Annotated in this window: 22 protein-coding genes; 14 read left to right on the top strand and 8 right to left on the bottom strand. The window is 71.7% G+C overall.

The genetic code is table 11. The annotated features are described in order from the left end of the window. Window positions 1–158: 158 nt before the first annotated feature. Genes rph through hemW form a run of 3 tightly spaced genes read left to right on the top strand, consistent with a single transcriptional unit; the run spans window position 159 to window position 2,712 of the window. Window positions 159–872, top strand: coding sequence for a ribonuclease PH (gene rph / locus BM314_RS01940; RefSeq protein WP_091976644.1), 714 nt, complete (start codon window positions 159–161; stop codon window positions 870–872). Further along, window positions 869–1,498, top strand: a complete 630-nt coding sequence (rdgB, locus tag BM314_RS01935) for an RdgB/HAM1 family non-canonical purine NTP pyrophosphatase (protein WP_020091869.1) — start codon at window positions 869–871, stop codon at window positions 1,496–1,498. Before rph ends, rdgB begins: the two co-directional genes overlap by 4 nt. 26 nt (window positions 1,499–1,524) lie before the next feature. After that, window positions 1,525–2,712: a radical SAM family heme chaperone HemW gene (gene hemW / locus BM314_RS01930; protein ID WP_170868017.1), complete on the top strand. Its 1,188-nt coding sequence runs from the start codon at window positions 1,525–1,527 to the stop codon at window positions 2,710–2,712. Here the strand turns inward: hemW and BM314_RS01925 are convergent, their stop codons facing one another. Next, on the bottom strand, window positions 2,713–3,978 hold the full coding sequence (locus tag BM314_RS01925; protein ID WP_091976643.1) for a penicillin-binding protein activator: 1,266 nt from the start codon (window positions 3,976–3,978) through the stop codon (window positions 2,713–2,715). Between the two features lie 134 nt (window positions 3,979–4,112). On the opposite strand from BM314_RS01925, the gene rsmI reads away from it, so the two are divergent. Then, on the top strand, window positions 4,113–5,084 hold the full coding sequence (gene rsmI, locus BM314_RS01920; RefSeq protein ID WP_020091872.1) for a 16S rRNA (cytidine(1402)-2'-O)-methyltransferase: 972 nt from the start codon (window positions 4,113–4,115) through the stop codon (window positions 5,082–5,084). Further along, window positions 5,081–5,470 carry a YraN family protein gene (locus BM314_RS01915; RefSeq protein WP_020091873.1) on the top strand — a complete coding sequence of 130 codons (390 nt, stop codon included), beginning with the start codon at window positions 5,081–5,083 and terminating at the stop codon, window positions 5,468–5,470. The genes rsmI and BM314_RS01915 overlap by 4 nt, the downstream gene beginning before the upstream one ends. Before the next feature lie 38 nt (window positions 5,471–5,508). Here the strand turns inward: BM314_RS01915 and BM314_RS01910 are convergent, their stop codons facing one another. The 3 genes from BM314_RS01910 to BM314_RS01900 form a co-directional block, all read right to left on the bottom strand. After that, complete coding sequence (locus BM314_RS01910) at window positions 5,509–5,898, bottom strand: response regulator (RefSeq protein WP_012319888.1); 390 nt, start codon at window positions 5,896–5,898, stop codon at window positions 5,509–5,511. A 270-nt stretch (window positions 5,899–6,168) separates the two neighbouring features. Then, the gene (locus BM314_RS01905; protein ID WP_091976680.1) at window positions 6,169–7,281 is read right to left on the bottom strand and encodes a L,D-transpeptidase family protein; all 1,113 of its coding nucleotides are present in this window, start codon (window positions 7,279–7,281) and stop codon (window positions 6,169–6,171) included. A 76-nt stretch (window positions 7,282–7,357) separates the two neighbouring features. Continuing rightward, window positions 7,358–8,329 carry an extensin family protein gene (locus BM314_RS01900; RefSeq protein WP_091976641.1) on the bottom strand — a complete coding sequence of 324 codons (972 nt, stop codon included), beginning with the start codon at window positions 8,327–8,329 and terminating at the stop codon, window positions 7,358–7,360. Between the two features lie 183 nt (window positions 8,330–8,512). Between BM314_RS01900 and BM314_RS01895 the strand changes: the two genes are divergently transcribed. Together BM314_RS01895 and BM314_RS01890 are read left to right on the top strand one after the other, a co-directional pair. Next, window positions 8,513–10,582 (top strand): M3 family metallopeptidase, encoded by a 2,070-nt coding sequence (locus tag BM314_RS01895; RefSeq protein WP_091976678.1) that lies wholly within the window; start codon window positions 8,513–8,515, stop codon window positions 10,580–10,582. An 84-nt stretch (window positions 10,583–10,666) separates the two neighbouring features. Further along, on the top strand, window positions 10,667–11,560 hold the full coding sequence (locus tag BM314_RS01890; RefSeq protein ID WP_091976640.1) for a hypothetical protein: 894 nt from the start codon (window positions 10,667–10,669) through the stop codon (window positions 11,558–11,560). A 3-nt stretch (window positions 11,561–11,563) separates the two neighbouring features. On the opposite strand, the gene BM314_RS01885 is transcribed toward BM314_RS01890, so the two are convergent. Both BM314_RS01885 and BM314_RS01880 read right to left on the bottom strand, forming a co-directional pair. Continuing rightward, window positions 11,564–11,782: a hypothetical protein gene (locus BM314_RS01885; protein WP_012319883.1), complete on the bottom strand. Its 219-nt coding sequence runs from the start codon at window positions 11,780–11,782 to the stop codon at window positions 11,564–11,566. Window positions 11,783–11,956: 174 nt separating this feature from the next. Beyond that, window positions 11,957–12,349: a DUF2267 domain-containing protein gene (locus tag BM314_RS01880; RefSeq protein ID WP_091976677.1), complete on the bottom strand. Its 393-nt coding sequence runs from the start codon at window positions 12,347–12,349 to the stop codon at window positions 11,957–11,959. Between the two features lie 216 nt (window positions 12,350–12,565). On the opposite strand from BM314_RS01880, the gene BM314_RS01875 reads away from it, so the two are divergent. From BM314_RS01875 to BM314_RS01850, 6 genes are all read left to right on the top strand, one after another. Further along, the gene (locus BM314_RS01875) at window positions 12,566–13,309 is read left to right on the top strand and encodes a (Fe-S)-binding protein (RefSeq protein WP_091976638.1); all 744 of its coding nucleotides are present in this window, start codon (window positions 12,566–12,568) and stop codon (window positions 13,307–13,309) included. Continuing rightward, window positions 13,306–14,877: a lactate utilization protein B gene (locus tag BM314_RS01870; RefSeq protein WP_056528400.1), complete on the top strand. Its 1,572-nt coding sequence runs from the start codon at window positions 13,306–13,308 to the stop codon at window positions 14,875–14,877. Before BM314_RS01875 ends, BM314_RS01870 begins: the two co-directional genes overlap by 4 nt. After that, window positions 14,874–15,479 (top strand): LutC/YkgG family protein, encoded by a 606-nt coding sequence (locus BM314_RS01865; protein ID WP_091976637.1) that lies wholly within the window; start codon window positions 14,874–14,876, stop codon window positions 15,477–15,479. Before BM314_RS01870 ends, BM314_RS01865 begins: the two co-directional genes overlap by 4 nt. A gap of 217 nt (window positions 15,480–15,696) precedes the next feature. Beyond that, complete coding sequence (locus tag BM314_RS01860; RefSeq protein ID WP_020091882.1) at window positions 15,697–16,557, top strand: transglutaminase-like domain-containing protein; 861 nt, start codon at window positions 15,697–15,699, stop codon at window positions 16,555–16,557. A 737-nt stretch (window positions 16,558–17,294) separates the two neighbouring features. Beyond that, window positions 17,295–19,025: a dihydroxy-acid dehydratase gene (gene ilvD / locus BM314_RS01855; protein WP_091976635.1), complete on the top strand. Its 1,731-nt coding sequence runs from the start codon at window positions 17,295–17,297 to the stop codon at window positions 19,023–19,025. Further along, on the top strand, window positions 19,012–19,914 hold the full coding sequence (locus BM314_RS01850) for a tetratricopeptide repeat protein (protein WP_091927843.1): 903 nt from the start codon (window positions 19,012–19,014) through the stop codon (window positions 19,912–19,914). Before ilvD ends, BM314_RS01850 begins: the two co-directional genes overlap by 14 nt. Before the next feature lie 35 nt (window positions 19,915–19,949). Here BM314_RS01850 and BM314_RS01845 read toward each other — a convergent pair whose 3' ends face one another. Together BM314_RS01845 and xth are read right to left on the bottom strand one after the other, a co-directional pair. Further along, a complete protein-coding gene (locus BM314_RS01845; protein WP_091976634.1) occupies window positions 19,950–20,573 on the bottom strand; it encodes a glutathione S-transferase family protein in 624 nt (207 codons plus the stop codon). Between the two features lie 23 nt (window positions 20,574–20,596). Then, the gene (gene xth / locus BM314_RS01840) at window positions 20,597–21,391 is read right to left on the bottom strand and encodes an exodeoxyribonuclease III (RefSeq protein WP_091976633.1); all 795 of its coding nucleotides are present in this window, start codon (window positions 21,389–21,391) and stop codon (window positions 20,597–20,599) included. A gap of 95 nt (window positions 21,392–21,486) precedes the next feature. Here xth and BM314_RS01835 point away from each other — a divergent pair, with 95 nt between their 5' ends. After that, window positions 21,487–22,173, top strand: a complete 687-nt coding sequence (locus BM314_RS01835; protein WP_091677122.1) for a ceramidase domain-containing protein — start codon at window positions 21,487–21,489, stop codon at window positions 22,171–22,173. Window positions 22,174–22,198: the final 25 nt, after the last annotated feature.

Genomic DNA, 22,198 nt, shown 5'->3' with positions numbered 1-22,198 from the left:
GTTCGAGAAGTTGGAACTGGGGTGTGTCACGGGGTCATCCTGTGGTCCGATCATGTCCAACCGTCCCGCGCGGATCAATCCGTACGGCGATGCTTGCCCGCGGTGGCGCGGCGGCCTAAGAGCCCGGCCCTCGACACTCTCGACAGAAGGGGCCCGCGATGCGGCCTTCCAAGCGTGCCGCCGACGAGTTGCGGTCCGTGAGCCTGGAGCGCGCGGTCTCGCGCTACGCCGAGGGCTCCTGCCTCGTCAGCTTCGGCAACACCCGGGTGCTCTGCACCGCGTCGCTGGAAGAGCGCGCGCCGCCGTGGCTGCGCGGTTCCGGCAAGGGCTGGGTCACGGCCGAGTACGCCATGCTGCCGCGTGCGACGCACGAACGCACCCGCCGCGAGGTCGGTTCCGGGAAGCCGTCGGGCCGGACCCAGGAGATCCAGCGATTGATCGGCCGTTCGCTGCGCGCCGTCACCAACCTCCCGGCCATGGGTGAGCGCCAGATCACGATCGATTGCGACGTGATCCAGGCCGACGGCGGCACCCGGACGGCCGCGATCACGGGCGCCTGGGTGGCGCTGCACGATTGCTTCGCCTGGATGCGGACCCGCTCGATCATCTCCGTCGATCCGCTGCGCGACCACGTCGCCGCCGTTTCCTGCGGCCTGTACAAGGGCACGCCGGTCCTCGACCTCGACTACGCCGAGGATTCGGCGGCCGAGACCGACGCCAACTTCGTGCTCACCGGCCGGGGCGGCATCGTCGAGGTGCAGGGCACCGCCGAGATGGAGCCCTTCACGCAGGAGCAGCTTCTCGAGCTCCTCGGCCTCGCCCGCGCCGGCACCGAGCGGCTGGTCGCCCTGCAGAAGGAGGCCCTCGCGTGAGCCGCCGTCTGACCGGGAAGGTGGTCATCGCCACGCACAATGCCGGCAAGCTCGCCGAGATGCGCGACCTGCTCGCGCCGTTCGGGATCGAGGCGGTGTCGGCGGGCGAGCTCGGCCTGCCCGAGCCCGACGAGACCGGCACGATGTTCGCCGAGAACGCGGCGATCAAGGCGCGGGCGGCGGCCGACGCCACCGGTCTGCCGGCCTTCGCGGACGATTCCGGCCTGTGCGTCGACGCCCTGGACGGCGCGCCGGGCATCTTCTCGGCCCGCTGGGCCGGCGCGACCAAGGACTTCACCGGCGCGATGGCGCGGATCTTCGCCGAACTCGACCGGCGCGGCGCCGCCGAGCGCCGGGCGCACTTCGTGTCCGCGCTCGTGCTGGCTTGGCCGGACGGGCACACCGAGCTGTTCGAGGGACGGGTCTTCGGCGACCTCGTCGCCGCGAAGGGCTCCGCAGGCTTCGGCTACGATCCGATCTTCCGGCCGGACGGCCACGACCGCACGTTCGGCGAGATGAGCGCCGAGGAGAAGCACGGGGTCGACTGGCAGCAGGGGCGGGGCCTGTCGCACCGGGCGCGGGCCTTCGTCGAGCTGAGCCGCGCCTGCCTCGCGCCCGGCGCCTGATTGCCAAACGGCGCGCGGGCGCTCACATGCCCGCCATCATGTCATCGACCGGCCCGGACCATCCGACCCGCGACGCGGGCTTCGGGATCTACCTGCACTGGCCCTTCTGCGCCGCGAAGTGCCCGTACTGCGACTTCAACAGCCACGTCCGCCACGCGGGCGTGGACGAGCCGCGCTTCCTGGCAGCCTTCCGCGCCGAGATCGCCCACACCGCCGCCCGCACGCCGGGCCGGACCGTGACCAGCATCTTCCTCGGCGGCGGCACGCCCTCGCTGATGCAGCCCGCGACCGTGGCCGGGCTGCTCGACGCGGTGGCGGAGCATTGGGCGGTCGCGCCGGACGCGGAGGTGACCCTCGAGGCCAACCCGTCGAGCGTCGAGGCGGGCCGCTTCCAGGGCTACCGCGCCGCCGGGGTCAACCGGGTGTCGCTCGGGATCCAGGCCCTCGACGACGCCTCGCTGCGGACCCTCGGGCGCCTGCACGACACCGCGCAGGCGCTCGGCGCGATCGCCCTGGCGCAGTCGGCCTTCGCGCGGACCTCCTTCGATCTGATCTACGCGCGGCCCGGACAGACGCCGGACCTGTGGCGGGCGGAGCTTAGCGACGCGCTCGCGCGGGCCGCCGAGCACCTCTCGCTCTACCAACTCACCATCGAGCCCGGGACGCCGTTCCACGGGCTCGCCGCCGCCGGCAAGCTGGTGACGCCGGACGACGAGGTCGGTCGCGCCCTCTACGACGTCACCCAGGAGCTCTGCGCGAAGGCCGGCCTCCCGGCCTACGAGATCTCGAACCACGCGCGGCCCGGGGCGGAATCGCGGCACAACCTGCTTTACTGGCGCTACGGCGAGTATGCCGGCATCGGTCCGGGCGCCCACGGACGGCTCGTGACGGGACAGGGCCGGGTCGGAACCGTGACGGAGCGGTCGCCCGAGGCGTGGCTCGCCCGCGTCGAGGCCGAGGGCCACGGGATCGTCGAGACCGAGAGCCTCTCGGCCGCCGACCAGGCCGACGAGTTCCTGGTGATGGGCCTGCGCCTGCGCGAGGGGATCGATCCCGAGCGCTACGCGGCGCTCAAGGGCCGGCCCCTGAACGGCAACCGCATCGGCATGCTGATCGGGGACGGCCTGCTCGAGCGGCTGCCGGGCGGCCGCATCGCCGCCACGGCGCGGGGGGCGCCGGTGCTCAACGCCCTGGTCGCGGAGCTCGCCGCCTGATCAGATCGCCGGCTTGGCGAGAACCCGGGGCGCCGGGCTGACGGGCGTCGCGGCGTTGTTGCGGATCTCGTAGACCGCGAGGGACCGCTCGCTCTGACCGTCCGGCCGGAACCGGAACGTCCCATCGACGCCGGCGAAGCCCAGGCCGTTGGTCAGGGTGCTCTCCGCGAAGCGCTGCGAGCCGTAGCGCCGCGACAGGGCCGCGGCGAGCAGCACCGCGTCGTAGGCGAGCGAGGCCACCCGCGGCGGGACGGCGCCGAACCGGGCCTGGTAGCGCGCGCTGAAATTCGAGAAGCCGACGCGGTCCGGCGCGGCGAAGCGGCCACCCTGGAGGGCCGGCACCGCGAACAGTGACGGCTCGTTCCAGAGGGCGGTGCCGAGGGGGCGCACCCGGGCCGGCGAGAAGCCCGCCTTCGTCAGCGCGGCCGCCACGGCGGGCATCGCGTCCGCGGTCTCGGGGATGAACAGCGCGTCGGCGGTGGCGCCGGGCCCGGCGATCACTCGCGCGAGCCGCTCGACCGCCGGGCCGGGCGCGCCGGCCGGGTAGCGCTCCACGGCGGCGACGCGCGCGCCCTTGCGGGCGACGACCTCCCGGAACGCCGCCTCGACGGCGTTGCCGTAGGCGGTCTCGGGGATCAGCGCCGCGAAGGACCTTTTCCCGCCCGCGACCGCGTCCTCGACCACGCGGTCCACCTCCGGCTGCGGCAGGAAGCTCAGCAGGTAGACGCCCTGGTTCGCCACGGTCGCGTCCGTGGAGAAGCCGATCACCGGCTTGCCGGCGGTCCTGGCGACGGCCGCGGCGGCCTGGACGCTGCCGGCGAAGAGCGGGCCGAGGACGATCTCGGCGCCCTGCCGCAGCGCCTCCTGGGTCGCCTCCCGGGCGCCGTCCGGACTGCCCCGGTCGTCCTCGACGATGAGCGTCAGGTCGGGCTGCTGGGCCTCGTCGTAGGCGAGCTGCGCCGCGTTACGCATGGCGGCCCCCACGGTCGATCCCTGGCCGGTCAGCGGCAGCACCAGGGCGACCTTCACCGAGCCCGCCCCGATGCGCCCGCCGCCGCCCGCGGCCGGCATCGACGGCGCCGCGGGCGCGGCGCCCGGTGCATCCGGCACGGCGGCCGGCGGTGACAGCTCGGCCTGCGGCCCGGTCGCGCGTCGCGCGAGGTCGCTGCCGACGCAACCGCCGAGCGAGAGCAGGATCGCGCAGAGCGCGGCGGTCTGGGCGGTGACACGCACGAGACGGTCCCGCGCGCTTGTCGGGCGCGCCATGGCGCGTACTCCTTCGGGCAGGCTCCGCAGCCTGACCGGCAGATTCTCAAATGTAAACGCGGCGGCGAGGACTTGCCCCCGGCCACGCGGCCTCGCCGCGACGAGAGGCGACCAGTGTGGCAAGATCGCCGGTGATGACCCGTAGATTCGACGACCCGGGGCCCGCCGCCCCGACCCGAGCTCCGTCCCCGAAGCTCGCCCCCGACCGCCCGCGCAGCACGACCTTCACGGCCTTCGGCCTCGCGAGCGAGACCGAACCCCTGTCGCCGGGCCTGCACATCGTGGCGACGCCGATCGGGAACTTGCGCGACATCACCATCCGGGCGCTGGCGACGCTGGCGGCCGCCGACGCGGTCCTGGCCGAGGACACCCGCGTCACCCGGAACCTACTGGCGCATTACGGGATCACGACGCCGCTGCTCGCCTATCACGAGCATTCCAACGACGCGGTGCGCGAGCGGATGGTGGCCCGGCTCACCGCCGGCGAGGCCCTGGCGCTGGTCTCGGATGCCGGGACGCCGCTCGTCTCGGATCCCGGCTACAAGCTGGTCCAGGCCGCCATCGAGGCCGGGATCGCCATCACGCCCGTCCCGGGGCCGTCCGCGGTGATGACCGCGCTGGTCGCGGCGGGCCTGCCGACCGACCGGTTCTTCTTCGAGGGCTTCCTGCCGCAGAAGGCCGGAGCGCGGCGCAACCGCCTGGAGGCGCTGATCCAGGTTCCCGGCACCCTGGTCCTGTTCGAGTCGCCGCATCGCCTGCCCGACATGCTGGCCGACGCCGCCGCGGTGCTCGGTCCGGAGCGGCCGGCGGCCGTGACCCGCGAGCTGACCAAGCTCTACGAAACCATCCGGCGCGATACGTTGGGCAGCCTGAGCGCGCGCTTCGCCCAGGAGGGACCGCCGAAGGGGGAGATCGTGGTGATCATCGGTGCGGCGACGGCGCCGGAGCGCAGCGCGGATTCGGATGCCGCCCTCGACGCCCTGATCCTGGCGGCGCTGGAGCGGCACTCGATCAAGGATGCCGCCAGCCTCGTATCCGACGAGACCGGTCAGCCGAGGCGCCTCGTCTACACCCGCGCGCTGGCGCTGGCGCGGGACCAGGGATGACCGGGGCCCTGCCGGACCGGGCCGGCCGGCGCCGCGCCGCCTACCGGCTCGGCCACCGCGCCGAGTGGCTGGCGCTCGCCGCGCTGATGCTCAAGGGCTACTGGCCGATCGGCCGGCGCGTCAGCGTCGCGGGCGGCGAGATCGATCTCGTCGTCCGGCGCTGGAAGACCGTCGTGTTCGTGGAGGTGAAGGCGCGGGCGCGCCGCGACGATGCCCGGGAGGCGATCGACGCCGCCAAGCGGCGGCGGTTCTCACGCGCGGTCCGCGCCTGGATCGGACGCAATGCGTGGTGTGCCGGGTCGACGTTCCGGGCCGACGCCGTGTTCGTCGGATCCCGCACCTGGCCCGCCCATGTCGAGCGGGTCTTCACCATCGAGGGTCTCTGACGGGCGGCCCGAGGCCGCCGGAGCCGACGCGCCGGGTCTCAGTCCCGGGCGGCGCGGATCGCCCCGATCAGGGTCCGCTTCAGGTCGGCCTGGCTGAACGGCTTCTGGACGACGGGCCTGTCGCGGAACGGCTCGCGGATGCCGGCACCGCCGTAACCGGTCGAGAAGACCAGCGGCAGGTCGCGCTTGGCGATGGCCTCGGCGACCGGGTAGATCGGCTCACCCGCCACGTTCACGTCGAGAATGGCGACCTCGAACGCTTCCTGCGACGCCATCTCCAGCGCGGAGGACAGCCGCGCGGCCGGCCCGACCACGGCGCAGCCGAAATCGAGGAGCATGTCCTCCAGCAGCATCGAGATCGCGGCCTCGTCCTCGACGACGAGAACACGGACGCCGTTGAGGACGTCGTCGTTGGGGTCAGCAATCACGCCGGGCCGTCTTCCCTTCGAATGCCCCCGTCGCCGGGGATCTTGCCATGCGGCTGGTCACGCCTTGCGCACCGCGTGAGCAGCGTCCGGACGGGTGAACGCGGCCCGAGGGTCAGCCCGCGAGACAACCTGAGGCGTCGCCCGTAATGCGCAATGTGTCAAGCGTTCCCGGCCCGTTCCGACACCCAGACCGGGCGCTATGTTAACCGATGATACATTTTTGTGCGGGCGGCTTCGCGCGGGCGTATGCGAGTGTCGCCGCGCGGCCGCTCAGTCGTCCTTGAACGTGACCTTGGCGCCCCGTGTCACATGCGCGGCGAGGTCGCGGGCGTTCCAGTTGGTCAGGCGGATGCAGCCGTGGGACTCCGTCTTCCCGACCTTCTCGGGCTCGGGCGTCCCGTGGATCCCGTAGCTCGGAATCGCCAGGTCGATCCAGACCAGGCCGACCGGGTTGTTGGGCCCCGACTGGATGGTGAATTTGTGCTGCGCCTTCACGCCCTTGAACGCGTATTTCGGGTTGTAGGTGTAGTCCGGGTCGAACGCGACGCCCTTCACCTTGGTCTCGCCGCTCGGGGCCGGCTTCTCGGCACTGCCGATCGACGCGGGGTAATAGGCCACGAGCTTCCCGTCGGCGCCGTAGGCGCGGACGTCGCGGCTCGACTTGTCGACCTCGATGCGTTCGACCTTCGGCTCCTGGGGCAGATCCTTGCCCTTCGGCTTGTCCATGCCCATCGGGTCCACCGCCGCGACCGCGATGGTCGTGCCGGCCTTGTCGAGGGGCTTGCCGGGATTGAGCGCGCTCACGAGGTCGCGGCTCATGTGGAAGCGCTCGGCCAGCATCTCGCGGGGATTGGTGTAGCCCAGCGACTTGAGCTCGGCCTGCTCCTCCATCTTGGGCGGGATCCGCTCGACGTAGGGGCCCGCCGCGTCGGCCTCGGAGAGCGTGTAGTCCGTGACGGCGGGCTTGTCGCTGGTCGCCTGGAGCTTGTCCCAGATCTCGGGCGTCAGGGTCTCGCCGGCGGGAAGCCCCTGCGCTACCGCGAAGGCCGAGAGGGCGTGACGGTAATTGTCACCCTTCCGGCCGTCGATCGCTCCGGGATAGAAGCGCGCGCGATCGAGCAGCACCTGGGCCTTGACGATCAGCGGATCGGGCTTGTCGTCCGACGACTTGGCCCGACGGGCCTTCGCGTCGGACTTCGTGCCCTCGCTCTTCCCGGCGCCCGGCTGCGCCAGGGTCGCGGCGTTCACCGCCTCGGCGGTCAGCGCCGGCGGCTGCGCCGTCTCGGCCTTCCGGCCCTTCCCGGTCCGGGCAGCCGCGCCGTGCGCGGCCAGACAACTCGCCAGGAGAGCCACGCAGACCGGCCGCCAAGGTTTCGGGATCATCGCCGTCGTCATTCCGGGGAGCGGGCGCGCTCCCGAGCCGAGAAATGCCGGACCTGCGGGAACGTTCCACGCCGCTCTACTGGCATAGGCGGTGACCGCCGTTACGCTCGCGCTCGTCGAGGTGGAAATGGTTGGCGTGGGCGGCGTTCGAGCCCGGGCCGAGGACGGTGCGGAAGAAGCCGCAGGCCTTGGCGCGCACCGCGCCGAGGAACTGCGCCTCCTCGGAGCCGTCCGGCATCGCCTTGACGGGGATGCTCGCGCGTCCCGCGAAGGCGAAGCCCATGATGTCGGCGGCGTTGGCGAAGGCGTGCTCGCTGAGCTTGGCGTCGACGTCGTGGTTCTGTCCCCGGCAGACATAGGAACCGCCGAGTTCGAGCGCGGTCAGCGGATGCTTCAGCGTTCGATCGGCCTCGATCTGCACCTCCGTGACCCAGCGCGCCAGCGCCTCGGCGGTCCGGCAGGTCAGCGTGGCGCCCTGCGGCAGCACCACCCCGTCGGCGAACTTCGTCACCTTGAGCGGCAGCGGCGCGGTGCACTGGCCTTCGGAGATCGGCGGCAGCGGCTCGAACTCGACCCCGAGGCGCTTGAGGCGTGTCCGGCAGGCGGAATCGTCCGGCGGTGTCACCTTGAGCGCCAGGGCTGCGGCGCCCGACAGCTCCGGCGGCCGCGCGGGCGGCGCCGGCGGCGGTGCGGGGATATCGGGCTTCGCGGTCTCCTTCGCGGTTTCCTGCCCGGACTCCGGCGGCTTGTCCCGGCCATTCTCCCTCGACGGCTCCCGGGCCAGGTCCTTGCTCGGCTCCTTGCTCGGCTCAGCCACCGCAGGTTTCAGCTCGGGCGGCCGCGCCGGCGGCATCGGTGGCGCCGGCTCGGCGACGGGCGGCTTCAGCGCCTCGGGGCGCTCCGGCGGCAGCGGCGGGGGCGTCGGCACCGTGGCCGCCGGCGTGTCGACGGCGCCGACCGGCGTGGCCGGTAGCGCGAGCCCCGCGGCGAGGGCGCCGCCCGCCAGGAGCGTCGCGGATCGGAGGATCGACAGGCTGCGTCCCGGCATGGGGCCTCGAAGCGTGGGCGTTGGCCTCTACAACGGGCGAGACGCCATTCGGATCGCCCGGACCCGGTTGACGGCCGCGCCGATCGGACCACTGTCTTCCGGATCGCGCCGGCACACCCCATGTCGGCGCACCTGCGGCGCGGACGATCGCGCCGTCGCGTGGACGTCGAGATCGAGGACTGCATGTCGGACGCAGCTGATGCCGGGCTCCCGAGCCTGCCGCCGGACAATCCCTTCCGCGAGGCGCAGTGGAGCACCCCGCACGGCCTCCCGCCGTTCGAGCGGATCCGGCCGGAGCACTACCGGCCCGCGTTCGACGCCGCCCTGGCGGCGCACGATTCCGAGATCCGCGCCATCGCGAGTGAGTCCGCTCCCGCCACCTTCGGCAACACCGTCGAGGCGATGGAGCGGGCCGGCCTCGCCCTCGAGCGCGTCGCCGGCGTGTTCTACAACCTGACAGGCAGCCACACGAACCCCGAGCTGCAGGCCATCGAGCGGGAGATCGGGCCGAAGCTCGCCCGGCACGGCAGCGCCATCTACCTCAACCCCGAGCTCTGGGCCCGGATCTCGGCGATCGACGCCGAGGGCCTGAGCGCGGAGCAGCGCCGGGTCCTCGACCGGTACCGGATCCGCTTCCGCCGGTCGGGGGCGGATCTCGGGCCCGAGGACAAAGCCCGCATCGCCGAGATCGCGGCGCGTATGGCGGAGCTCGGGACCACGTTCAGCCAGAACCTCCTGGCCGACGAGAGCAGCTTCACCCTGCCGCTGCAGGGCGAGGAGGATCTGGCCGGCCTGCCGCCGTTCCTGCGGGCCGCGGCCGAGAGCGCCGCGAAGGAGCGCGGCCTCGACGGGCACGTCATCACCCTGTCCCGCTCACTGATCGAGCCGTTCCTGGTCTGCTCGACCCGGCGCGACCTGCGCGAGCGCGCCTACGCGGCCTGGACGCGGCGCGGCGAGAACGGCGGCGCGACCGACAACCGGGCGATCATCGCGGAGATCATCCGGCTGCGCGCCGAGCGGGCGCGGCTCCTCGGCTTCGAGAGCTTCGCCCATTTCGCCCTCGACGACACGATGGCGGCGAGCCCGGACGCGGCGACCGGGCTGCTGCGGGATGTGTGGACGCCGGCCCGGGCGCGGGCGGCGGAGGAGCGCGACCGTCTCCAGGCCACCATCCAGGCGGAGGGGCACAACTTCGCCCTCCAGGCGCACGATTGGCGGCACTACGCCGAGAAGGTGCGGCGCGCCGAGCACGACCTCGACGAGAGCGAGATCAAGGCATACCTGCCGCTGGAGCGGATGATCCAGGCGGCGTTCGACACGGCCTCGCGGCTGTTCGGTCTGACCTTCACGGAACTCGCCGACGTGCCGCGCTACCATCCCGATGTCCGGGTCTGGCGGGTCGGCAATCCCGACGGGTCCGAGGTCGGCCTGTTCCTGGGCGACTACTTCGCCCGCGCCTCGAAGCGGTCCGGCGCCTGGATGAGCGCCTTCCGCTCGCAGGAGCGCCTGAACGGGACGGTCACGCCGATCATCGTCAACGTCATGAACTTCGCCAAGGCGCCGGACGGCGAGGCGACGCTGCTGTCCTTCGACGACGCGCGCACCCTGTTCCACGAATTCGGCCACGCCCTGCACGGGCTGCTCTCGGATGTGACCTACCCGCTCCTGTCCGGGACGGCGGTGTCGCGCGACTTCGTGGAACTGCCCTCGCAGCTCTACGAGCACTGGCTGGAGCAGCCGGAAGTCCTGCGGACCCACGCGCGCCACCATCGCACGGGCGAGCCCATGCCCGACGCCCTGCTGCGGAAGCTGCTCGCCGCGCGGACCTTCAACCAGGGTTTCGCCACCGTGGAGTACACGTCCTCGGCGATCGTCGACATGACCCTGCACCTCTCGGCGGAAGGCGAGGGCGGTCTCGACGTGCCCGCCTTCGAGGCCGAGGCGCTGCGGCGGATCAGCATGCCGGCCGAGATCAGCATGCGGCACCGGACGCCGCACTTCGCCCACATCTTCTCGGGGGATGGCTACGCCGCCGGATACTACAGCTATCTCTGGTCTGAGGTGCTGGACGCGGACGCCTTCGACGCGTTCCGCGAGGTCGGCGACATCTTCGATCCGGAGACGGCGAAGCGGCTGCGGACCTTCGTGTACGGGGCCGGCAATTTGCGCGACCCGCGCGAGGCCTACACGGCCTTCCGCGGGCGGATGCCGAGCATCGAGCCGCTCCTGAAGAAGCGCGGGCTCGCGGCCTGAGCGACGGGCGTGCGGTAAGGGTTTCGTAAACAAACGTCCTTAACGAACGCTTGCAGCGCGAGGCCGCGTGCGGAGTTCGGGGCGATGACGAAGATCGAAGCCAAGCAGGGCGTTTCCCAGGGCATCTCGCCGGCCGACCTGCTCAAGGCCGCGGTGACCGGCAAGACCGACGCCGCGGCCGCCGCGACCGAGACCGCGGCCTCGCCGGCCGGCGGGAAGTTCGCGCTGGCGTCGCTGGCGCGCCTGGATCCGAAGCGGTTCGCGATCCCGGGCGCGACCCTGGCGGTCGGTGTCCTCCTGGGCGGGGGCGTCATGGCGCTCTCCCGCCCGGCCTCGGTCCGGCCCGACGCGCTCGCGGCCCTCGAGACGACGCTCGATGCCGGCCGCACCGAGACCGTGCGCCTCGCCGCCGACATCGCGCAGCTCCACACCGTGCTCGCCGACCTGCGCGCCTCGACCGACGTGGCGCGGAAGGAGGCGGCCAGCCGCAGCACCGCCCTCGGCGAGCGCCTGGCGCAGGTCGACAAGAGCCTGAACGGCAAGATCACGGCCCTCGGCGAGCGGCTCGAGCAGGTCGAGCGCGACCACAACACCCGCCTCAGCGGCCTCGCCGCGCAGCTCGACCGCCGCTCGGCCGCGACTCCGGCCGCCGCGAAGGCGGAGCCGACCCAGACCGGCAGCATCGGCGAGCCCGCCCGCGCCGCCGAGGCGAAGCCCGAGGTCAAGGTCGCGGACGCCAAGGTGAGCGAGCCCAAGCCGAAGCCGGCGGCGGCCGACAAGCCGCCGGTCATCGAGGGCTGGGCCCTGCGGGACGTCTACGAGGGCACCGCGATCCTGGAGAACCGCCGGCGCCGCCTCGTCGAGGTCGCGCCCGGCGACGTCATCCCGGGCGTCGGCCGCGTCGAGGGCGTCGAGCGCCACGGTCGGGAATGGGTGGTGGTGACCCGCCAGGGCCTCGTCACCGCGCAGGCTTGGTAGCCCTCAGCGGCCCGTGAACCCGGTCGGCGCCAGCTCGCCGGGCGCGATCGGGAAGCGCGGCTCGATCGTCATCGGATCGGCCAGGGCCGCCGCGCGCTCAGCGCGCCGGCGACCGTGCCTCAGGGCCCGGGTCTGCGCCGCGCGGGTCGGGTGCAGGATGGCAGCGAGCAGGGACTGCCCTTCGAACTCGCTGTCCAGGTTCTTGGCTTCGAAGACGGGCATGGCCGGCCTGCTTGAGTGCGGTACCGGACACTGCCGAAGGCGTCGATCCGGTCCACATCCCCAATAACGGGGATCGCGTGGACAGGTTCCGTCAAGCTTTCGCTCCGCAACCTCTTTTTTACTTTCGTCCAGGCGTCACCCGAATGCAGTGCGGCCGCGCACACCGGTCCGCGGTCAGACGAACTGGTTCAGCCCCGGGATCGAACCGATGATCGGGCCCATCGCGTCCTCGCCGACCTTCTCGCGGCCGAAGGCGAACAGCTCCTGGCCGAGCGGCTGCATCTGACCCATCGGCACGCCGGCGGCCATCAGCTTCTGGCCGAGCGCCATGACGCCGCCGCCGCCCATCATGCCGCCGAGCATGCCCATCAGGCCGCCGCCGCCGCTGTCGCCGGCATTCGACTCGGCGATCAGCGCCTCGGAGCCCGGCAGGGCCGCCAGCAGCTGGCCGACCTCGGCCGCGGGCCCTTCCTTCTGCAGGAAGGCCAGGATGTGCCCGATGGCGGTCTGAGCGGTCGCGGCGTCGAGCCCGGTGCGGGTGGTGACGCGGGCGAGCAGTTCTTCCATGGTGATGATCTCTTCGGAACGCTTCCAGACGTCCTTCGACTCTGAGGCGTCGGAAATCAAGCGCGCGGCATCGCTTCCCAGGAAAACTCCCCGGTTACAGCGGGCACGGTGCCGCAGCGGGCGACCTCGCCAAGGGCCGCCCCTTCCGGTAGACCCTCGGTCAGTCTTGAACCGTTCCAGGCCGCTGGGCCAGGTGATCCAGGGAGTTGCCGGACCATGCGGGTCGGCCTGTTCGTGCCGTGCTACGTCGACGCCTTCGAGCCCGAGGTCGGGATCGCCACCCTGGAGCTCCTCGAGCGCCTGGGCTGCACGGTCGAGTACCCGTTCGACCAGACCTGCTGCGGCCAGCCGATGACCAACACCGGCTGCCACGCCGAGGCCGCCGCGACCGAGGCGCTGTTCGTCAAGAACTTCTCCGGCTTCGACTATATCGTCGCCCCGTCGGGATCCTGTGTCCATCAGGTGCGCGAGCACCTGACGGCGATCCCGCAGACCGACGAGGTCCGGCACGTCCGCGCCAGCACCTACGAGCTCGTGGAGTTCCTGCACGACGTGCTGAAGGTCGAGGACCTGCCCTGGGCGAACTTCCCCCACAAGGTCGCCTATCACACCAACTGCAACGCCCTGCGCGGCATCCACCACGCGCGGCCGACCGAGCTGGTGAAGCCCTACTTCTCGAAGCCCCTCGACCTGCTGCGCCTCGTGAAGGGGGTCGAGCTCGTCGACCTCGCCCGGCCGGACGAGTGCTGCGGCTTCGGCGGCACCTTCTCGGTGTTCGAGCCCGCCGTCTCGGCGAAGATGGGCTACGACAAGGTCGCCGATCAGAACCGGGCCGGGGCCGCCTACGTCGTCTCGGCGGATTCCTCCTGCCTCATGCACCAGAAGGGCTGCGCCGAACGGCTCGGCTTGCCGCTCAAGTACATCCACATCGCGCAGGTGCTGAACGGAGCCGCCGCATGAGCGCCGAGGACCTCAACCCCCGCGAGCGCGAAGGCGTCATCCACCCCGAGGTGCGGGCCGGCCACGACGAGAGCGAGCGGGCGCCGGACGGCCGGCGTCTCCAGCACGCGGAAGCCGCCTCGAAGCCGATCCGCGCCCCGCAGACCCGGGAGCCGCAGCCGCGCGGCGCGAAGATCCGGGGCGACCGGCCGATCAATCAGTCGGAGGCCGCCGAGCGCTTCCTCGCGGCGCCGCTGCACCAGGCCGCCCACGACGAGCGCCTGTGGGACCTGCGCAAGAAGCGCGACGCCTCCGCGCACGGCATCCCGGAGTGGGAGGAGCTGCGCGAGCTCGCCTCGCAGATCAAGACCCACACGCTGAGCCACCTTGACCGGTACCTCGAGCAGTTCGAGGCGGCCGCGAAGGCCAACGGTGTCCACGTGCACTGGGCGAAGGACGGCGCCGATCACAACCGGATCGTGCTGGACATCCTGCGGAGTCACGGCGCGAAGACGTTGGTGAAGTCGAAGTCGATGCTCACCGAGGAGTGCGGCTTCCGCCACCACATGGCGGCCAACGGCATCGAGGTCATCGAGACGGATCTCGGCGAGCGGATCCAGCAGCTCGACAACGAGGAGCCGAGCCACGTCGTGGCGCCGGCCGTCCACAAGACCCGGATGGACGTGGCCGAGGTCTTCGCCAAGACGCTCGGCACCGATCCGGACAACGACGACGCGCACTACCTTGCCGAGAGCCAGCGCGAGACCACCCGGCCCTACATTCTGAAGGCCGATGCCGGCATGACCGGATGCAACTTCGCGATCGCCGAGACCGGCACGGTCGTGACCTGCACCAATGAGGGCAACGCCGACCTGTCCGGCAACGTGCCGCCGCTGCAGATCCACTCCATCGGCATCGAGAAGATCATCCCGAAGGTCGAGCACCTCGGGGTGTTCATCCGCCTGCTGTCGCGCTCGGCGCTGGGCTCGCCGATCACCCAGTACACCTCGCATTTCCGCGGCCCCCGCGCGGGCACCGAGATGCACATGGTGCTGGTCGACAACGGCCGCTCCGAGCGCCTCGGCATGGAGGAGTTCTGGACCTCGCTGAAATGCATCCGCTGCGGCGCGTGCATGAACACCTGCCCGGTCTACCGGCGCTCGGGCGGCCTCTCCTACGGCGCGACCTATTCGGGGCCGATCGGTCTGATCATCGATCCGACCTTCAACAAGCGGAAATACTCGACGCTGCCGTTCTCCTCGACGATGAACGGCTCCTGCACCAACGTCTGCCCGGTAAAGATCAATATCCACGAGCAGATCTTCGCGTGGCGGAAGGTGCTGGTCGAGGAGCACCAGATCCCGGCGCTCAAGCAGGGCATGATGAAGGCCGCGGGCGCCGTGCTCTCGCGCCCGGCCGCCTACCGGGCGGCGATCGGCGCGGCGGATTCCGCCCTGAAGGTCCTGCCGCGCTTCGCGGTCTACAACCCGCTCAACACCTGGGGGAAGAAGCGCGAGATGCCCGACGCGCCGCGCCAGACCTTCCACGCCTGGTACAAGCAGAACCGCATGAAGGACACGGGTCGATGAGCGCCCGCGACGCGATCCTCGACGGCATCCGCAGGAACCGGCCGGCCGGCGACTTCCCGCTGCCGGAGGTGCCGCTGTTCGCGCCGCTGGTCGGCGAGGACTTGGTCGCCGAGTTCGGCGAGCGACTGAAGCGCATGGGCGGCCGCGTGGCCGAGCCCGGCACCGGCGACGTGTTCGCGGGCGTGCGCGAGCGCCTCGACGCCGCCAAGGTTATCGCCTCCGCGGTGCCGGAGCTGACCGGCAACCGCGACCTGCGGAGCGTGCGCGCGCCCCAGGAGGTCGAGGACGTGGACGTGGCGGTGGTCCGCGCGGTGTTCGGCATCGCCGAGACCGGCTCGGTGCTGTTCACGCAGGACCAGCTGATCGTCAACGCCGTCGCCTATCTCGCGCAGCACCTCGTCGTGCTGCTCGACCCGGCCGACATCGTGCCGAACGTGCAGGCGGCCTACCGCCGGCCGGAATTCGGCCGCTCGGCCTACGCGGTGCTGCATACCGGCCCGTCGGCCACCGCCGACATCGAGGGCGTCCTCATCCACGGCGCGCAGGGCGTGCGCTCTCTGACGGTGGTGCTGCTCCCGAGGGATGGCGCCGAGCGCGGCTAAGACCGGCTCCATCGCTTCAGCCGTCCTTGCGAGCGGAGCGAAGCAATCCAGGGACGCGCTGCTCTGCCTCGCTTCGCTGCGCTCGCGATGACGGTGGCGCCGTCCGACGCACGCGGCGCCGCCGTCTCGCACGCGCCCCCCGATTGAGCCGGAACCGACGGTCGGGCGCGCCCCTTGCTTGGACGGCGGATGGGCCGTCATCCGGCAAGGAGATCCGATGCGCTACACCCTCGGTTGCAGCCTGTCCTACAACATCCTCTCGGACACCACCTTCATCTTTAATCTGGAGGTGGCGAAGCTGAAGAGCGTCGAGATCCTCAGCGAGAGCCTGGTCCTGACGCCGAACCTCAAGCGCGATCTCTACACGACCCCCGATCTCCAGAACCGCTATCTCGCGGTCAACGTCCCGACCGGTCAGTTCGCGCTGGAGTACAATGCCGAGGTCGACCTGACCGTGCACCGGGCCGACCCGGCGACCGTCAACGAGACGCCCATCGGGCAGCTGCCCCTCGACATCCTGCCGTTCCTGCTGCCGAGCCGGTTCGTCTCCTCGGACCGGCTGACGCCCTTCGCGCTCGCCGAGTTCGGGGCGCTCCCCAAGGGCCACGCGCGCGTGAACCAGATCTGCAACTGGATCCACGACCACATCGCCTACCAGCCCGGCTCCAGCGACGGCGAGACGACCGCCCACGAGTCGCTCCTGAAGCGCGCCGGCGTCTGCCGCGACTTCGCGCATATCGGCGCCGCCTTCTGCCGGGCGCTCGGGATCCCAGCCCGGTTCGTGAGCTGCTACGCCCACGGCCTCGTCCCGAGCGACTTCCACGCGGTGTTCGAGGCCTATCTCGACGGGCGCTGGTGGCTGTTCGACGCCACCCGGCAGGCCGACCTCGACGGGCTGGTGCGGATCGGCGTCGGGCGCGACGCCGCGGAGATCGCCTTCTCGACGCCCTTCGGCAACATGCAGCCGGTCAATCAGCAGGTCCGGATCCAGCGCGCGGACGGGCAGGGCAGCCCGATGCCGCGCACGGTGGATGCCATCTCGACCGAGATCCCGGCGCCGCACGCCGGAGCGGCCTGAGCGCGGATCCGGCCGGGATCACGTCGTCCTGTGATCCCGTGATCCCGGCCGCGCCGCCGCGAAGCGGGTGCCGGTGCAGGACGCCCGATCCCGGCCTGCGTCGGCGAAGAGCGGCGCGTCGGCCGCGAAAAGCGGCATGCGGGCTTTATCCGATCAGGCCCGCGACGCCGCCACGGACGCGCGCCGGACCCACCGTTCCGCGCGAGCGAGGACCGCGCGGCGCGCAAGCAGATTGGCGCGCCGGACCTGCCGCGGCGGCGGTGCGACATGTCGTTCCGCCCGTCGGTCGGCGTATTGCCGGCGCCGGTCCCGCGCAGGGATAGTGATACAGCGACTTTCCGGGTGCCGGATTGCCGCGTCCCGCCCGGATCGCGGCCGGGAGATCCTCGGCTTCTCCGAAGACAAGTTGCGTCTCGGAGAAGCGCCCCGTTAGCGCCGGGCCATTGTCCTTCATCTTGTCGTCGCCGCCGAAATGGCCGCAAGCGTGGCTGTGGCGGGGTCGCAACACCGTAAAACGATCCCCGCTCCGCCCCGAGACCTGCCCGTAAACGCCGCGATCCCGCCATAGTCCGGGCCCACCTCAACATCCGCGGTAAACGGCAAATTCGACAACGGTTTACCGTTCGGAAACGAGGACTTCCCGAGCACGCGGACGGATCTCCCGGCGCCTCGCGAACGGCGACGCGCCGCGGTTCAACGCACCCTCGGGATCGGCTGCGAAGGCTTGGTCTGAAGTCATGGTGACGCGTTTGAACGACAAGTCGAAGCTGCCGAGTCGCCACGTCACGGAGGGGCCCGACCGCGCCCCGCACCGCTCCTACCTCTACGCCATGGGCCTGACCCGCGAGCAGATCCACCAGCCGCTGGTGGGTGTCGCCTCCTGCTGGAACGAGGCCGCGCCCTGCAACATCTCGCTGATGCGCCAGGCGCAGGCGGTGAAGAAGGGCGTCGCCGCCGCCAACGGGACGCCGCGCGAGTTCTGCACGATCACCGTCACCGACGGCATCGCCATGGGCCATGGCGGCATGCGCGCGTCGCTGCCGTCGCGGGAGGTCATCGCCGACTCGGTCGAGCTGACCATGCGCGGCCACGCCTACGACGCCCTCGTCGGCCTCGCGGGCTGCGACAAGTCTCTGCCCGGCATGATGATGGCGATGGTCCGGCTGAACGTGCCCTCGATCTTCATCTACGGCGGCTCGATCCTGCCCGGCTCGTTCCGCGGCAAGCCCGTGACCGTCCAGGACCTGTTCGAGGCGGTCGGCAAGGTCGCCGTCGGCGACATGAGCCTCGAGGACCTCGACGAGCTGGAGCAGGTCGCCTGCCCGTCGGCCGGCGCCTGCGGCGCGCAGTTCACCGCCAACACCATGGCGACCGTCTCCGAGGCGATTGGCCTGGCGCTGCCCTACTCGGCCGGCGCCCCGGCCCCCTACGAGATCCGCGACAAGTTCTGCGCCACCGCCGGCGAGAAGGTGATGGAGCTCCTGGAGAAGCGCATCCGCCCGCGCGACATCGTCACCCGCAAGGCGCTGGAGAACGCCGCCACGGTGGTGGCGGCCTCGGGCGGCTCCACCAACGCGGCGCTGCACCTGCCGGCGATCGCCCACGAGTGCGGCATCGAGTTCACCCTGTTCGACGTGGCCGAGATCTTCCGGCGCACGCCCTACATCGCCGACCTGAAGCCCGGCGGGCGCTACGTCGCCAAGGACATGTTCGAGGTCGGCGGCATCCCGCTGCTGATGAAGACGCTCCTCGACCACGGCTTCATGCACGGCGACTGCCTGACGGTCACCGGCCGCACCATCGCGGAGAACATGGACCGGGTGACCTGGAACCCGGACCAGGACGTGGTCTACCCGGCCAACAAGCCGATCACCCCGACCGGCGGCGTCGTCGGCCTGAAGGGCAACCTCGCCCCCGAGGGCGCGATCGTGAAGGTCGCCGGCATCCCGGCCGAGAAGCAGGTCTTCACCGGCCCGGCCCGCGTGTTCGACGGCGAAGAGGCCTGCTTCGCGGCCGTGCAGGCCCGCAGCTACGAGGAGGGCGACGTCCTCGTGATCCGCTACGAGGGCCCGCGGGGCGGCCCCGGCATGCGCGAGATGCTGTCGACCACCGCGGCCCTCTACGGCCAGGGCATGGGCGACAAGGTCGCGCTGATCACCGACGGGCGCTTCTCGGGCGCGACCCGGGGCTTCTGCGTCGGGCATGTCGGCCCCGAGGCCGCCGTGGGCGGCCCGATCGGGCTGCTGCGCGACGGCGACGTCATCACCCTCGACGCGATCCAGGGCACGCTCAGCGTCGCCCTGTCGGACGCGGAGCTGGCCGAGCGGCGCAAGGCCTGGACCGCGCGGCCCAACACCGCGACCTCCGGCTACCTCTGGAAATACGCGCAGGGCGTCGGCCCGGCCTTGTACGGCGCCGTCACCCATCCGGGAGGTGCCAAGGAGACGCAGAGCTATGCGGACGTCTAGGACTGACCTCAGCCGGCGCAGGGCGCCGGCCGGGGCCGATCCCGGTCGGTTCCGGTCCGTCGGCCGGCTCGCGGTCGCGACCTGGGCGCTCGCCCTGGTCGCGCTGCCGGTCGCGCCGTCGCGCGCCCTCGACGCCAATGTCCGCACGCCCGTGCAGGTCCCGGTCGCCGACAAGAGCTACCGATCGGCCAAGGACGCGCTGCGCGCCGGCATGCGCGAGTACAATGCCGGCGACAAGCAGGGCGCCGCCCGCGCGCTGGAGTACGCGGCCGGCCAGGGCCACGCCCTTGCGCTGTGGAAGCTCGGCCGGATGTACGCCGACGGCGACGGCGTCCCGCACGACGACCTGAAGGCGTTCGAGTTCTTCTCGCGGATCGCCGACGCCAGCACCGACGACGGGCCCGATCCGCAGAACTCGGCGGTCCTGGGCAGCGCCTTCACGGCGCTGGGCACCTACTTCCTGGAGGGGATCAAGGGCACCTACGTGCGCCCCAATCCCGAGCGCGCCTACGACATGTTCAACTACGCGGCGTCCTACTACGGGGACCCCAACGCGCAGTACAATCTCGCCCGGCTCTACCTCGACGGCACCGGCGTCGAGGCCGACCCGCGGCAGGCCGCGCGCTGGTTCAACCTCGCCGCCGAGAAGGGCCACCACCCGGCGCAGGCGCTGCTCGGCGACATGCTGGTCAACGGCCTGGGCGGCATCCCGGTCCAGCGGGTGCGCGGCCTGATGTGGCTCTCGCTCGCCCGGGAAGGCGCCGAGAGCCGCAAGGACGACTGGATCGTCGCGCTCTACGAGAAGAACTGGGCGGCCGCCAGCGAGGACGACCGCGCCGAGGCGCAGACGCAGCTCCAGACCGTGGGCTCGATCCGCAAGCGGCGCTGAGCCGCCCTCGACTGTGCAAGCGGCGCTGAGCGGCCTCAGCTCTTCGCCGCGGCGATCGCCGCGGTGAAGGACGGCCGCTCCAGCGTCGCCGCCACCCAGTCGGCGAGCTTCGGCCACCGGGCGCCGTCGACCGGGACCTTGGCCAGCCGCAGGTTGTGGAACGGCGCCGCCACGGCGATGTCGGCGATGCCGAACCGGCCGCCGACGAGGTAGGGCCCGGCGATCTGCGATTCGAGGTAGTCGAACAGCGGCGGCAGCGCCGTGTCGACGGTCCGCTGCGCCAGGGCCTCGTCGCCCTCGACCTTGAACAGGCGGGGCTTGAGGAAGCGCTCGACGAACGGCACCAGCACCTGCCGGGTCAGCTCGCACTCGCCGAACTTGTCGAACCAGCGGGCGCAGGCGGCGTCCCGCGCGTCCTCGGGGATCAGCGCGGGCGCCGGATGCAGCCGCTCGAGATAGTCCACGATGGCGCTCGAATCGGCGAGGCGATACCCGGCATCCTCCATCGCGGGGATCTTCCCCATCGGGCTCGCCGCCCGGAAGCCGGGATCCGCCGCGTGGAAGCCGACCGGGCGGTGCTCGAAGGCGACGCCCTTCTCGTAGAGCGCCGCGAGCACCTTGCGCACGTAGGGCGACACGCTGCTACCGTAGATGATCATCGTCGTTCCCCCCGATCGCGGCTCTAACCGGCCGCCAGCTCCGCCGTCACCGGCACGTGGTCCGACGGCTTGTCGAGCCCGCGCATGTGCTTCTGGACCGAGGCCGAGACCAGGCGGTCGCCGGCCTGGGGCGAGAGCAGCAGATGGTCGATGCGGATGCCGGCATTCCGCTGCCAGCACCCGGCTTGATAGTCCCAGAAGGTGTAGAGCCCGTCGCGCGGGTCGCAGGCGCGCAGGGCGTCGGTGTAGCCCTCGGCGAGGATCGCCCGGAACGCGGACCGGGTCGTCCCGAGGAACAGGGCGTCCGAGCGCCACGCCTCCGGATCGGCCGCGTCGGCCGCCTCCGGGATGACGTTGTAGTCGCCCGCCAGCACCACCGCGATCTCGTCGTCCAGCAGCGCCCGGGCGTGGAGCCGCAGCCGCTCCATGAAGGCGAGCTTGTACGGGTATTTCGGGCTGTCCACCGGGTTGCCGTTCGGCAGGTAGATCGACGCCACGCGCACCGGGCAGGTGTCCGCGCCCGAGATCAGCGCCTCGATGTAGCGGGCCTGCTCGTCGGCGGCGTCGCCCGGCAGCCCGCGCCGAATCTCCGACATGCCGAGGGGCGCCCGGACCAGCAGCGCCACGCCGTTATAGGCCTTCTGGCCCAGCGTCTCGACCGCGTAGCCCGCTGCCTCGATGTCGGCGCGCGGGAAGGCCTCGTCCTGGCATTTCAGCTCCTGCAGGCAGACCACGTCGGGCCGCGCCTCCTCCAGGAAGCCGAGGAGGTGCGGGAGCCGCTGCTTGATCGAGTTGACGTTCCAGGTGGTGATCCGCATCGCCTCGCTTCCGGTCGCCGCCCGGCCGTCATCCGCGCTTCGCGTCGCGCTGACAAGGCCATCCCGGCGCAAGGACGGGCAAGTAGGGTCGGCGGATGAACTGGTTCGAGCCGGTGTCGGCTTACTGCGAGCGGGGCGGGCCGGACTTCTGGGCCGAGCCCGCGAACGCGCTGTCGAACGCGGCCTTCCTGCTGGCCGCCGCCGCCGCGGCGCGGCGCGCCGCCGTCACCGATCCGCCGGACCGGACCTGCCTCGGGCTGGCGGCCCTGATCGCCGTGGTGGGCGTCGGCTCGTTCCTGTTCCACACCCTGGCGGTCTACTGGGCGATGCTCGCGGACGTCGTCCCGATCGCGCTGTTCATCTACGCCTATCTCGCGCTGGCCCTCTCGCGGTTCCTGCGCTTGGCGCCGGTCCGGGTCGCGGCGGCGACGGGCGGCTTCGCGCTCCTCGGATTCGCGCTCACGCCCCTGCTCGACGGGCTGACCGGCCTCGACGTCGCGCGGCTGACCAACGGATCGGTCGACTACCTGCCGGCCCTGCTGGCGCTGTTCGGCGTCGCCTGGGCGGCCGCGCGGCGGCCGGAGGAGCGCTTCGTCGGGACCGGGCGGCGGCTCGCCGGCATCGGACTGCTCTTCCTGATCTCGCTCGCGGCGCGAACCGGCGACCGGGCGGCCTGCGCGCTGCTGCCGACCGGCACGCACCCGCTCTGGCATGTGCTGAACGCCGTCGTCCTGTACGCCCTCGTGGCGACGGCGATCCGCCACCGGGAGACCGCCGGGTGACACGCCCCGCGGTCCCGGGCCAATT

This window comes from Methylobacterium sp. 13MFTsu3.1M2 (genome assembly GCF_900112625.1).
Classification (GTDB): domain Bacteria; phylum Pseudomonadota; class Alphaproteobacteria; order Rhizobiales; family Beijerinckiaceae; genus Methylobacterium.
The sequence above is the reverse complement of the archived record's forward strand: the minus strand, read 5'-3'. Positions and strand labels throughout refer to the sequence as shown.